11 protein-coding genes and 2 riboswitches are annotated in these 12887 nt (G+C 69.5%); of the genes, 7 read left to right on the top strand and 4 right to left on the bottom strand.

Translation table 11 applies throughout. The annotated features are described in order from the left end of the window. Window positions 1-139: 139 nt before the first annotated feature. The 4 genes from ACZ63F_RS30390 to gcvT all read right to left on the bottom strand — a co-directional run bounded on the left by ACZ63F_RS30390 (window position 140) and on the right by gcvT (window position 4467). Window positions 140-1507, bottom strand: coding sequence for an L-serine ammonia-lyase (locus ACZ63F_RS30390; RefSeq protein ID WP_469715669.1), 1368 nt, complete (start codon window positions 1505-1507; stop codon window positions 140-142). A 56-nt stretch (window positions 1508-1563) separates the two neighbouring features. After that, on the bottom strand, window positions 1564-2826 hold the full coding sequence (glyA, locus tag ACZ63F_RS30385; protein ID WP_469715759.1) for a serine hydroxymethyltransferase: 1263 nt from the start codon (window positions 2824-2826) through the stop codon (window positions 1564-1566). A gap of 24 nt (window positions 2827-2850) precedes the next feature. After that, window positions 2851-3228, bottom strand: coding sequence for a glycine cleavage system protein GcvH (gcvH, locus tag ACZ63F_RS30380; RefSeq protein ID WP_469715667.1), 378 nt, complete (start codon window positions 3226-3228; stop codon window positions 2851-2853). A 111-nt stretch (window positions 3229-3339) separates the two neighbouring features. Further along, window positions 3340-4467, bottom strand: coding sequence for a glycine cleavage system aminomethyltransferase GcvT (gene gcvT / locus ACZ63F_RS30375; protein ID WP_352364331.1), 1128 nt, complete (start codon window positions 4465-4467; stop codon window positions 3340-3342). A 48-nt stretch (window positions 4468-4515) separates the two neighbouring features. Further along, window positions 4516-4625: riboswitch (glycine riboswitch) on the bottom strand. Next, window positions 4626-4721, bottom strand: a riboswitch (glycine riboswitch). A gap of 183 nt (window positions 4722-4904) precedes the next feature. Here gcvT and ACZ63F_RS30370 point away from each other — a divergent pair. The 7 genes from ACZ63F_RS30370 to ACZ63F_RS30340 all read left to right on the top strand — a co-directional run bounded on the left by ACZ63F_RS30370 (window position 4905) and on the right by ACZ63F_RS30340 (window position 12878). Then, a complete protein-coding gene (locus ACZ63F_RS30370; RefSeq protein ID WP_469715757.1) occupies window positions 4905-5579 on the top strand; it encodes an AAA family ATPase in 675 nt (224 codons plus the stop codon). A gap of 99 nt (window positions 5580-5678) precedes the next feature. Then, window positions 5679-6470, top strand: a complete 792-nt coding sequence (locus ACZ63F_RS30365) for an enhanced serine sensitivity protein SseB (RefSeq protein ID WP_469715665.1) — start codon at window positions 5679-5681, stop codon at window positions 6468-6470. Between the two features lie 167 nt (window positions 6471-6637). Beyond that, on the top strand, window positions 6638-7429 hold the full coding sequence (locus tag ACZ63F_RS30360) for an enhanced serine sensitivity protein SseB C-terminal domain-containing protein (RefSeq protein WP_469715663.1): 792 nt from the start codon (window positions 6638-6640) through the stop codon (window positions 7427-7429). Between the two features lie 371 nt (window positions 7430-7800). Beyond that, entirely contained in the window at window positions 7801-8808 is a 1008-nt protein-coding gene (locus tag ACZ63F_RS30355; RefSeq protein WP_469715661.1) for an ABC transporter permease, read from the top strand. 69 nt (window positions 8809-8877) lie between these two features. After that, entirely contained in the window at window positions 8878-10674 is a 1797-nt protein-coding gene (locus ACZ63F_RS30350) for an ABC transporter substrate-binding protein (RefSeq protein WP_469715659.1), read from the top strand. A 111-nt stretch (window positions 10675-10785) separates the two neighbouring features. Next, complete coding sequence (locus tag ACZ63F_RS30345; protein WP_352364319.1) at window positions 10786-11784, top strand: ABC transporter permease; 999 nt, start codon at window positions 10786-10788, stop codon at window positions 11782-11784. Next, entirely contained in the window at window positions 11781-12878 is a 1098-nt protein-coding gene (locus ACZ63F_RS30340; protein WP_352364317.1) for an ABC transporter ATP-binding protein, read from the top strand. The genes ACZ63F_RS30345 and ACZ63F_RS30340 overlap by 4 nt, the downstream gene beginning before the upstream one ends. The last annotated feature ends 9 nt before the right edge of the window (window positions 12879-12887 follow it).

Below are 12887 nucleotides of genomic sequence, written 5' to 3'. Positions count from 1 at the left end.
TTGCAGAGCAACTTCCATGGGGACTTTCCGGGGACTTTCAAGCCTGTCCCAGGGACTTCCCGGGGACGTTACGCCGCGTGAGCAGGGAAGGCCCCGACAGCGCCGAGAGGAACAAACGCGCTGGTCAGGGCCCCTTCCCCTAGCACTCGATGATGTTCACCGCCAGCCCGCCCCGCGCCGTCTCCTTGTACTTGACGCTCATGTCGGCGCCGGTGTCCTTCATGGTCTTGATGACCTTGTCGAGGGACACCTTGTGGGAGCCGTCGCCGCGCATGGCCATGCGAGCCGCGGTGACCGCCTTGACCGCGGCCATGCCGTTGCGTTCGATGCAGGGGATCTGGACCAGGCCGCCGACCGGGTCGCAGGTGAGGCCGAGGTTGTGCTCCATGCCGATCTCGGCCGCGTTCTCCACCTGCTCGGGGGAGCCGCCGAGGACCTCGGCGAGCGCGCCCGCCGCCATCGAGCAGGCCGAGCCGACCTCGCCCTGGCAGCCGACCTCGGCGCCGGAGATGGACGCGTTCTCCTTGAAGAGCATGCCGATCGCGCCGGCGGCGAGGAGGAAGCGGACCACCCCGTCCTCGTCGGCGCCCGGGACGAAGTTGATGTAGTAGTGCAGGACCGCCGGGATGATGCCCGCCGCGCCGTTCGTGGGGGCGGTGACCACCCGGCCGCCGGCCGCGTTCTCCTCGTTCACGGCCATCGCGTAGAGCGTGATCCACTCCATCGCGTGCGCCAGCGGGTCGCCCTCGGCGCGCAGCTGGCGGGCGGTCACGGCGGCCCGGCGCTTCACGCGCAGGCCGCCCGGCAGGATGCCCTCGCGGGACATGCCGCGGGACACGCAGGCCTGCATCACCCGCCAGATGTCCAGCAGGCCCTCGCGGATCTCCTCCTCGGTGCGCCAGGCCCGCTCGTTCTCCAGCATCAGCGCGGAGATCGACAGACCCGTGTCCTTCGTCAGGCGCAGCAGCTCGTCGCCCGTGCGGAAGGGGTACTTCAGGACCGTGTCGTCCAGCACGATGCGGTCCGCGCCGACCGCGTCCTCGTCGACGACGAACCCGCCGCCCACCGAGTAGTACGTCTTGGTGAGGAGTTCGGCCCCGGACGCGTCGTACGCCCAGAGCGTCATGCCGTTCGCGTGGTAGGGGAGCGCCTTGCGGCGGTGGAGCTTGAGGTCGTCGTCGAAGGAGAACGGGATCTCGTGCTCGCCGAGCAGCGACAGGCGCTTCGTGGCCTTGATCGTCTCGATGCGGTCGTCGGCGGTCTCCACGTCCACCGTCCGTGGCGAGGCGCCCTCCAGGCCGAGCAGCACCGCCTTGGGGGTGCCGTGCCCGTGGCCGGTCGCGCCGAGGGAGCCGTACAGCTCGGCGCGTATGGAGGCGACGGAGGACAGCAGGTCCTCGTTGCGCAGGCGGCGGGCGAACATCCGGGCCGCGCGCATCGGGCCGACGGTGTGGGAGCTCGACGGGCCGATGCCGATCGAGAACAGGTCGAAGACCGAGATGGCCACGGGAACTCCTCCAAAGAGGGTGGGGGCACACGTCGTCGGGTGCCCCCACCAGGGAACTACTTGTTCAGACCGGGGTAAAGCGGGTGCTTCGCCGTCAGCGCCTCGACCCGGGCCCTGAGGGCCGCCGCGTCGTAGGAGGGCTTCAGCGTCTCGGCGATCACGTCCGCGACCTCGGCGAAGTCCTCGGCCGTGAAGCCGCGGGTGGCCAGCGCCGGGGTGCCGATCCGCAGACCCGAGGTGACCATCGGCGGCCGCGGGTCGTTCGGGACGGCGTTGCGGTTGACCGTGATGCCGACCTCGTGGAGGCGGTCCTCGGCCTGCTGCCCGTCCAGTTCGGACGCACGCAGGTCGACGAGGATCAGGTGGACGTCCGTGCCGCCGGACAGGACGCTCACGCCGGCCTCGCGGGCGTCGGCGGCGGTGAGCCGCTCCGCCAGGATGCGGGCTCCCTCCACCGTACGACGCTGGCGCTCCTTGAAGTCCTCCGAGGCGGCGACCTTGAAGGAAACCGCCTTCGCCGCGATCACGTGCTCCAGGGGGCCGCCCTGGAACCCCGGGAAGACGGACGAGTTCAGCTTCTTCGCGAAGTCCTTGCGGGCCAGGATGATGCCGCCGCGCGGGCCGCCGAGCGTCTTGTGGGTGGTGGAGGTGACCACGTCCGCGTAGGGGACCGGGTTCGGGTGCAGACCCGCCGCGACCAGGCCGGCGAAGTGTGCCATGTCGACCCACAGGAACGCCTCGACCTCGTCGGCGATCCGGCGGAACTCCGCGAAGTCCAGCTGGCGCGGGTACGCCGACCAGCCCGCGATGATCACCTTCGGGCGGTGCTCCTTGGCGAGCCGCTCCACCTCGGCCATGTCGACCAGGCCGGCGTCGTCCACGTGGTACGCGACCACGTTGAACTGCTTGCCGGAGAAGTTCAGGCGCATGCCGTGGGTCAGGTGGCCGCCGTGGGCGAGGTCCAGGCCCAGGATGGTGTCGCCGGGCTGGGCCAGCGCGAACAGGGCCGCCTGGTTGGCGGAGGCGCCGGAGTGCGGCTGCACGTTGGCGTACTCGGCGCCGAACAGCTCCTTCACCCGGTCGATGGCGATCTGCTCGGTGACGTCGACGTGCTCGCAGCCGCCGTAGTAGCGGCGGCCCGGGTACCCCTCGGCGTACTTGTTGGTGAGGACCGAACCCTGGGCCTCCATGACCGCGAGCGGAGCGAAGTTCTCCGAGGCGATCATCTCCAGGGTGGACTGCTGGCGCGCCAGCTCCGCGTCGACCGCGGCTGCCACCTCGGGGTCGAGCTCGTGCAGGGGCGTGTTCAGAAGCGACAACTCAGACATCCGTTCTACGACTCCTCAGCCGGCGGTGAAGGCGGTGTACTCGTCGGCGGAGAGCAGGTCGGCCGGCTCGTCCGTGACGCGCACCTTGAAGAGCCAGCCGTCCTCGAAGGGGGCCGAGTTCACCAGGGACGGGTCGTCGACGACGTCCTCGTTGACCGCGGTGATCTCACCGGTGACCGGGGCGTACAGGTCGGACACCGACTTGGTCGACTCCAGCTCGCCGCAGGACTCGCCCGCGGTCACCGTGTCGCCGACCGCCGGGAGCTGGACGAAGACGACGTCACCGAGCGCGTTGGCCGCGTGCTCCGTGATGCCGACCGTCGCCACGCCGTCCTCGGCGGCCGTGAGCCACTCGTGCTCCTTGCTGTAACGCAGCTGCTGGGGGTTGCTCATGGCCTGAATTCTCCTGTACGCGGGGAAGTGCTGGTGAAGGGGGGACTGCTGGGGATACGCGTGATCAGCGGCGATGTGCGCGGGGTCACGCCCGGTGGGCTGCCCGGTGGGCTACTTCTGGCGCTTGTAGAAGGGCAGTGCCACGACCTCGTACGGCTCGTGACTGCCCCGGATGTCCACGCCCACGCCCGCCGTGCCCGGCGCCGAGTGCGCCGCGTCGACGTACGCCATGGCGATCGGCCTGCCCAGGGTGGGGGAGGGGGCGCCCGAGGTGACCTCTCCGATCACCTCGCCGCCGGCGACCACCGGGTAACCGGCGCGCGGCACCCGGCGGCCCTCGGCGATCAGGCCGACGAGCACCCGCGGCGGGTTCTGCTCGGCGCGGGCGGCGGCCTCGGCGAGCGCGGCGCGCCCCACGAAGTCGCCCTCCTTCTCGAACTTCACCACCCGGCCGAGCCCGGCGTCGAACGGGGTGAGCGAGGTGCTGAGCTCGTGCCCGTACAGCGGCATGCCCGCCTCGAGGCGCAGCGTGTCCCGGCAGGACAGCCCGCATGGCACCAGGCCGGCGCCCTCGCCGGCCTTGGTCAGCGCCTGCCACAGCTCCACCGCGTGCTCCGGCTTCACGAACAGCTCGAAGCCGTCCTCGCCGGTGTAGCCGGTGCGCGCGATCAGCGCCGGAACGCCGGCGACGGTGCCGGGCAGCCCGGCGTAGTACTTCAGCCCGTCCAGGTCGGCGTCGGTGAGGGAGGCGAGGATGCCGGGGGACTCCGGGCCCTGGACGGCGAGCAGCGCGTACGCGTCCCGGTCGTCGCGGACCTCGGCGTCGAACCCGGCGGAGCGCTCCACGAGCGCGTCGAGGACGACCTGGGCGTTGGAGGCGTTGGCGACGACCAGGTACTCGGTCTCGGCCAGCCGGTAGACGATCAGGTCGTCCAGGATGCCGCCGTCGGCCCGGCAGATCATGGTGTAGCGGGCCCGGCCCGTGCCGACGGAGGCGATGTTCCCGACCAGCGCGTGGTTCAGCAGGGCGGCGGCCTGGGGGCCGGTCACGGTGATCTCGCCCATGTGGGAGAGGTCGAAGAGCCCGGCCCTGGTGCGTACGGCAACGTGCTCGTCGCGCTCGGAGCCGTAGCGCAGGGGCATGTCCCAGCCGGCGAAGTCGGTCATGGTCGCGCCGAGCGAGCGGTGCAGGGCGTCGAGCGCGGTGCGGCGGGGTGCGGCGGAATCGGTACTGCTCATCGGTCGGTCGTCTCCCGAAGGTCCCAAGGGCATGACAGGCGAGGGCTGTCCTCCCCATCTGTCATCGGAACCTGAGAGGTTCGCCCTGACCACGGACGTGATCACGGCTTGCACCTTGGGTGGAGCCACTGACACAGCGGCCCGCTTTTCAGATGTGCCTCGCCCGCGCGGTAACGGGGCCTGAGAGATTCAAGGGAGGGACTTGCTCCTTCGGCGCCCCAGCGAACGGCTGGGGACTCTCCCGCGCGGATTCAAGCGGCCGGTATGCAGTTGGCGCGGACATCATTGCACGCCGCCCGGGGCCGTGGCAGGCCCGACCCGTCCCGCGCCTTTGTGACGGCCCTGTGGCAGGACGCGAACGGAACCGCGAGACACCGTGCATTACCTTCTCTTTACGGTTCGTGGGGAAAACCTTTCCTGAACCCCCAGGGAGGACGATCACGGTGACAAGGACCACGGCATACGCGACGACGACTGGCATCGCCCTGCCCCGGCAGCCGGCGGCCCCGGCCCGCGAGCGGTGCGACGAGCTCGCCGCGCCGGTCGTCCGCGACCTGCGCGGCCGGGCCGGGCACAGCCCGCACGGCCTGCTCTTCGGCCCCCGGGACCTGGTCGTGGTCACCGGGCTGCCCGGCAGCGGAAAATCCACCCTGATGCACCGCACCGTGCAGGGCATCCGCATCGACTCCCAGGACACCCGCGACCGCTGGGACGCCCGCCTGGCCCGTCTCCTGCCGTACGCCGTCTACCGCCCGCTGGTCCGCCTCGCCCACTACGCCGGGCTGCGCCGCGCCCTCGGCACCGGCGAGGGCGTGGTCGTGCACGACTGCGGGACCCAGGCCTGGGTGCGCGACTGGCTGGCCCGGGAGGCCCGCCGCCGCGGCGGCACCCTGCACCTGCTGCTGCTCGACGTCACGCCGGGCACGGCCCTGGACGGCCAGCGCGAGCGCGGCCGGGGCGTCTCCCGGTACGCCTTCCTGCGCCACCGCAGGGCGGCCGGCCGGCTGCTGCGGGCGGCGGAGAGGGGCAGACTTCCCGAGGGCGTCGGCTCGGCGGTCCTCCTCGACCGGGCCGCGGCGGACGTACTGCGCCGGATCGGCTTCGCGGGCTGAGGCCGCCATCGGGGCCGAACCGGCTGGTGGGGTGGCTTTGTCGGCGTCACCCGCTAGCCTTTCCAGCCTCAGCAGCGGTTTCCAGCAGGCGGTAGGCAGATGGACTTCCCGGCGGACATTCCCGCGGACTTCCCGGCACAGGCGCACCCCCACCCGCACGGCGGGTGGCCCGGCAACGAACTGGAGGAGGTCCTGTCGGCCTCCCTCGGCGTGCCCGCGGCGGCCGGCCGGCTCATCGAGGTACTGGGCCGGAGCTTCCTGTGGATCCCGCTGCCCGAGGGCGGCGGCCCGCACAGCGGCCCGCTGGACCTGCCCACCACGCAGATCGAGGGCCAGGTGTACGTGCCGGTCTTCAGCTCCGAGGAGCAGTTCCGGCAGGTGGCCGGCTCCCACCTGTCGTACACGATCGCCCCGGCGGTCGAGTTCGCCCGCGGACTGCCCCCGCAGGTCGGCATCGCCGTCAACCCCGGGGGTGTCGTGGGTGTCCCGCTGCCGCCGGAGGCGGTCGCCCAGCTCTGCCGGGCCGGCCGCACCGAACTGGACGGTCCCGCCTCCGGCGGCCGGGTCCGCCTCTTCGAACCGGACTGGCAGGACGACCCGGTGGACTTCCTGGCCGCGGCGTCGGCGGAGTTCGCGGCGATCGGCGTGGTCGCCACGGCCCGCCGCTGCCTGGCCGCCATCGAGACGGCCGACCCGGTGATGTTCGTGGGCATCGAACTCTCCCAGTGGGAGGGCGACTTGCGCGCCCTGCCCCTGGAGGCCCTGGGCAGGGCGCTGGGCCGGGTCCCGGTGAAGTGGCCGGTGAACCTGGTCCTCCTGGACGTGGCGGACGACCCGGTGGGCCACTGGATGCGCGAGAGCGTGCGCCCCTTCTATCAGTACGGTCACTAGGAACGCCCTGGGGCAGCCGACTCGGGGCGCGGGGTACTGCGCGCTCGGTCACGACGGGACCCGCACCCGCCGACGGACAATCGGCGCCACCCCCTTGGCGCTTAAGCTGTCTCCAAACGCGGGGCGGTCCTCCGAACGCGGGGCACCAGATGAAGGGGCGGTAACACGTGAGCGCCAGCGGCACCGCGGCGGCCGGACAGGTCGAGCACATGCTGCGCCAGGTAACCCCCGGGCGCTACGACGCCTACGAGGCACTCCTCCGCGCCCTCGCCACGCCCTCCTCCGGTCAGATCTGGATGCTGCTCTGGCACGGTCAGGCCGGCTCCCCCGACGCCCAGTACGGGAACATGGAGGTCGAGGGCCACGGCTACGCCCCCTGCGTGACCTCGGCCCAGGAACTCTCCGCGAGCGGCTGGAACCGCTCGTACGAGGTGGTCGACGGCGTCGACGTGGCCCGCACGCTCTACCCCGACCACTTCGGCCTCTGGCTCAACCCGCACGCGCCGGGCGGCGGCGTCGGCATCCCCTGGCTGGACCTGCGCCGCATCGCCACCGGCCTGGACCGCCAGCCGGCCGGGCCGCTCAGGATCACCGAACCGGCCATCGAGGTCCCGCAGTTCTACGCCCTGCTCACACAGAACGCCCACCGCACCCCCGCCATCCGCTCGCTGCGCCGCGCCTGGGTGCAGCCGGCCCTCGGGGCGCCGTACCTCGCGATCGGCCTGGACGTCTACGACACCTCGCCGTCGGCCGTGGACTCGGTGCGGGGGATGATGCAGCAGTCGATCGGCGCGGTGCCGGACGGACTGCCGGTCTCGACGGTCGCGATGACCGACGAGTACGACCCGGTCGTGATGTGGATGCGGGCGACGGCACGGCCCTTCTACGACCGCGAGGCCCACGCGGCGCCGGCACCGGCGGCGGGGTACGGCTATCCGCCCGCGCCCGGCGTCTACTGACCGCGCTGCGCGCCTCCCGCAGGGGGAGTTCGACGGGCCCGGCCGACGGCGTAGCGTAGCGCCGGGAACTGCGGCGGCTGAGGCGGACGAAGCCGGTCTGCGCGCGTAGTCCGCGGACATACGTCAGCTCATGCGCCGTCTTGTCAAGGTATGTCCGTGTCCGGCGGGCGTTACCCGACGTTCGGATAACGAAACTACATGCTCGTATCACGGTTGCGCATCCATTCACCGCCAACTCTGGCAACCAGTCGCCACAGCGTTGAAGACTCGCGCTTCATGGGGTGTTTCACCCTGCCCAGGAGAGAGCGATCATGCCGCTACCAGCGGCAAGTGCAAGCCGGCTACAGCCGGTTGAGAGGGGTCCCTGCCAGATGACGGCACCATTGCACGAGCCGACCGCGGAGGCGGCCCCGAGTGCGGCCGAAGAAGCGGCAGCTGCCAACGCCGGTGACAAGGCCGTGCAGGGACGTTCCCTGGGCCGGATCGCCTGGGAGCGCCTCAAGCGCGACAAACTCGCCCTCACGGGCGGCGTCGTCGTGCTTCTCCTCATCCTGGTCGCCGTCCTCGCCCCAGTGATCGCCAACCTGGTCGGCCAGGATCCGGACACCTTCCACGAGAGCCTCATCGACCCTCTGTTCGGCACACCCAAGGGATCGTTGGGCGGCATCAGCGGCGACCACCTGCTCGGCGTCGAGCCCGTCAACGGCCGGGACATCTTCGCGCGGATCCTCTACGGCGCCCAGATCTCGCTCCTCGTGGGCTTCCTGTCCGCGATCGTCGCCGTCGTCCTCGGCACCGTCCTCGGCATCCTGGCCGGCTTCTTCGGCGGCTGGGTCGACTCGGCGATCAGCCGTGTCATGGACGGTCTGCTGGCCTTCCCGCAGCTGCTCTTCATCATCGCGCTGGTCTCCGTGATGCCGAACGACATGCTGGGGCTGAGCGGTTCCAGCGTGCGTGTCTTCGTGATGATCCTGGTCATCGGCTTCTTCGGCTGGCCGTACATCGGACGCGTGGTGCGCGGACAGACCCTCTCGATGCGTGAGCGCGAGTACGTCGAGGCCGCCCGATCGCTGGGTGCCGGGCGCTTCTACATCCTGTTCAAGGAACTGCTGCCCAACCTGGTCGCGCCGATCATCGTCTACACGACGATGATGATCCCCACCAACATCCTCACCGAGGCGGCACTCAGCTTCCTGGGCGTGGGCGTCAAGCCGCCCACGTCCTCCTGGGGGCAGATGCTCTCCACCGCGATCGACTACTACGACTCGGACCCCATGTACATGGTGGTCCCCGGCGTGGCGATCTTCATCACCGTTCTTGCCTTCAACCTCTTCGGCGACGGCGTGCGGGACGCGCTGGACCCGAAGGGCTCCCGCTGAACCGCCTTACCCCAAGCGTCCCGTGCCATCTACACGGGGTCTCTCATCTAATCCGGAGGATCCGAGATCGTGACTACCCAACGCACCTCAGGGCGGCGTAAGCAGGCGTATGCCGCTGCTGCCGCGGTAGCCGGCATGCTGGCCTTGGCAGCGTGCGGCGGCGGCAACAGCAGCGGCGACGGCGGTTCGAAGAACGGCGCCGCCGGCTTCGACGCGGCGAACAACAAGGTCGCCCAGGCCTCGCTGGTGAAGAAGGGCGGCGAGCTCAAGTTCGTCTCCGCCCAGGACGCCGACTTCTGGGACACCACGCGCGGTTACTACGGCTTCATGTGGGACTTCTCGCGGTACTACAGCCGTCAGCTGCTCACCTTCAAGACCGAGCCGGGTGCCGCGGGCGCCGAGCTCACGCCCGACCTGGCCACCGACATGGGACAGGTCTCGGCCGACGGCAAGACCTACACCTTCCACCTGCGTGACGGGATCACCTGGGAGGACGGCAAGGCCATCACCTCCCAGGACATCAAGTACGGCATCGAGCGGGTCTGGGCGCAGGACGTGCTGTCCGGCGGTCCGATCTACCTCCAGCAGATGCTCGACCCCAACAACACCTACAAGGGTCCCTACAAGGACACCTCGAAGGACCACCTGGGCCTGAAGGCGATCTCCACGCCCGACGCCAAGACGATCGTCTTCCACCTGCCCAAGGCGAACGCGGACTTCAAGCAGGTCCTCGCCATGGTCACGGCGTCCCCGGTCCGCCAGGACAAGGACACCAAGGCGAAGTACACGCTGCACCCCTTCTCCTCCGGCCCGTACAAGTTCCAGTCGTACAGCCCGGGCAAGAAGCTGGTGCTGGTGCGCAACACCAACTGGAAGGCGTCGTCCGACCCGGTGCGCAAGGCGTACCCGGACAAGATCTCGCTGACCATCTCCTCGAACCAGTCCGACATGGACCAGCGCCTGATCAACGGCGACTACGACATCGACGCCGGCCAGACGGGTCTGGGTCCGCAGGGCCGCACCATCGCCCTGAAGGAGCACAAGGGCAACCTGGACAACCCGATCTCCGGCTTCATCCGCTACGCGGTCTTCCCGCAGAGCGTCAAGCCGTTCGACAACATCGAGTGCCGCAAGGCGGTCATCTACGCGGCCGACCACGTGTCGCTGCAGACCGCGCGCGGTGGCCCGATCGCCGGTGGTGACATCGGTACCAACATGCTCCCGCCCGCCATCGCAGGTGGCGAGGGCCAGAAGTACGACCCGTACAAGATCTCCGGTGCCAACAAGACCGGCAACGACGACCTGGCCAAGCAGGCGCTGAAGGCCTGCGGTCAGCCGAACGGCTTCAAGACCACCATCGCCGTCCGCAACAACAAGCAGCAGGAGGTGGCCACGGCCACGTCCCTGCAGGCGGCGCTGAAGAAGGTCGGCATCCAGGCCGACATCTACCAGTACGACGGTTCGCAGAGCTCCGGCATCATCGGCTCCCCCTCGAACGTCGCGAAGAAGAAGCTCGGCATCATCATCATGGGCTGGGGCGCGGACTTCCCGACCGTCCAGGGCTTCGGTGCCCCGCTGTGGGACAGCAGCTACATCCTGCAGAGCGGTAACAACAACTTCGCCCTGATCAAGGACAAGACGATCGACGGGCTGTTCAACCAGTACAACGCCCAGCAGGACGAGACGAAGAAGACGCAGATCGCCACGGAGATCAACCACAAGGTCACCGAGGGCGCGTACTACCTGCCCTTCACCTTCGAGCGACTCCTGAACTGGCGCTCCTCGCGTATCGCCAACGTGTACACGACGAACGCGTACAGCGGCTACTACGACTTCGTCAACATCGGTCTGAAGTCCACGAAGTAATCCCGGCACACCCGCCGCACGGCACGAAAGGCAGGTGAAGGCCGGCGCGGCGGGATCGTGGGCCACCGGAAGACCTCCGGTGGCCCGCGGTCCCGCGGCGGGCCGTTAGCTGTGCTCGCTTACCTCATCAGGCGGCTGTTCGCCGCCGCAGTGATGCTGGTGGTCATCATCCTGGTGGTCTTCTGCATCTTCTTCCTCGTCCCCAAGTGGGCGGGCGTGGACATCGCCACGAGCTTCGTGGGCAAGCAGGCCGACCCTCACGCCGTCGCGGCGGTGCGGGAGAAGCTGGGTCTGGGCGACCCGATCTTCGTGCAGGTCTGGCACTTCTTCAAGGGCATCTTCGTGGGCCGCACCTACGCGGGCGGCGGTGACGTCACCCACTGTGCCGCGCCGTGCTTCGGCTACTCCTTCCGTAGCGAGCAGGCCGTCTGGCCGGTGCTCACCGACCGCTTCCCGGTGACCCTGGGGCTCGCGCTCGGTGCCGCCGTGCTGTGGCTGGTCTTCGGCGTCGCGGCGGGTGTGCTCTCCGCGCTCAAGCGGGGCAGCATCTGGGACCGCACGGCCATGGTGGTCGCGCTCGGCGGTGTGTCCCTGCCCATCTACTTCACCGGTCTGCTCTCGCTGGCGGTCTTCAGTTACGGACTGAACTGGATCAACGGCCAGTACGTCCCGCTGGACCAGAGCTTCTCCGGCTGGCTCGGCGGCATGATCCTGCCCTGGATCACCCTCGCCTTCCTCTACGCCGCCATGTACGCCCGTATCACCCGTGCCACCATGCTGGAGATCCTCGGCGAGGACTACATCCGCACGGCACGCGCGAAGGGCCTCAAGGAACAGGTCGTCATCGGCAAGCACGCCATGCGCTCCACGATGACGCCGATCCTGACCATGCTCGGCATGGACCTCGGCGCCCTCATCGGCGGCGCGATCCTGACCGAGACGACGTTCAGCCTGCCGGGCCTCGGCCAGGCGGTGCTGACCGCCATCAAGAACCAGGACCTGCCCATCATCCTGGGCGTCACCCTGATCACTTCTCTCGCGGTGCTGATCGCCAACCTCGTGGTGGACATCCTGTACGCCGTGATCGACCCCCGAGTGAGGCTCTCATGACCGAACTGAGCAAGAGCGGTGCGGCCGTGGGCGAGCCCACGAGCGCCTCGCCCGCTCCGACGGCCTTCCTGGAAGTGCGCGACCTGAAGGTGCACTTCCCGACCGACGACGGCCTGGTCAAGTCCGTCGACGGGCTGACCTTCCAGCTGGAGAAGGGCAAGACCCTCGGCATCGTGGGCGAGTCGGGATCCGGCAAGTCGGTGACCTCGCTCGGCATCATGGGCCTGCACACCGCCGGGCAGTACGGCAAGCGCAAGGCACAGATATCCGGCGAGATCTGGCTGGACGGCACCGAGCTGCTGAGCAGCCCGCCCGACGAGGTGCGCAAGCTCCGCGGCCGGCAGATGTCGATGATCTTCCAGGACCCGCTGTCCGCGCTGCACCCGTACTACACGATCGGCCAGCAGATCGTGGAGGCGTACCGCATCCACCACAAGGTCGACAAGAAGACCGCCAAGCGGCGCGCGGTCGAGATGCTCGACCGGGTGGGCATCCCCCAGCCGGACAAGCGGGTGGACAACTACCCGCACGAGTTCTCCGGCGGTATGCGCCAGCGCGCGATGATCGCGATGTCGCTGGTCAACAACCCCGAACTGCTGATCGCGGACGAGCCGACGACCGCCCTGGACGTGACCGTCCAGGCGCAGATCCTCGACCTCATCCGGGACCTGCAGAAGGAGTTCGGCTCCGCGGTCATCGTGATCACCCACGACCTGGGCGTCGTCGCCGAACTCGCGGACGACATCCTGGTGATGTACGGCGGCCGCTGTGTGGAGCGCGGCCCGGCCGAGAAGGTGTTCTACGAGCCCCGGCACCCCTACACCTGGGGTCTGCTGGGCTCGATGCCGCGCCTCGACCGTGAGCAGCAGGAGCGCCTGATCCCGGTGAAGGGCTCCCCGCCCTCCCTGATCAACATCCCGTCCGGTTGCGCCTTCAACCCGCGCTGCCCGTACGCGGACGTCCCCAAGGACAACGTCACCCGCACGGTCCGTCCGGAGCTGACCGAGGTCGGCGGCCGGCACTGGGCCGCCTGCCACATGACGCAGGAGCAGCGGGAGCGGATCTGGACCGAAGAGATTGCGCCGAAGCTGTGAGCGAGAACC

It is taken from the genome of Streptomyces sp. NPDC104761 (assembly GCF_055583445.1).
This window is presented reverse-complemented; position numbering and strand designations above follow the sequence as displayed.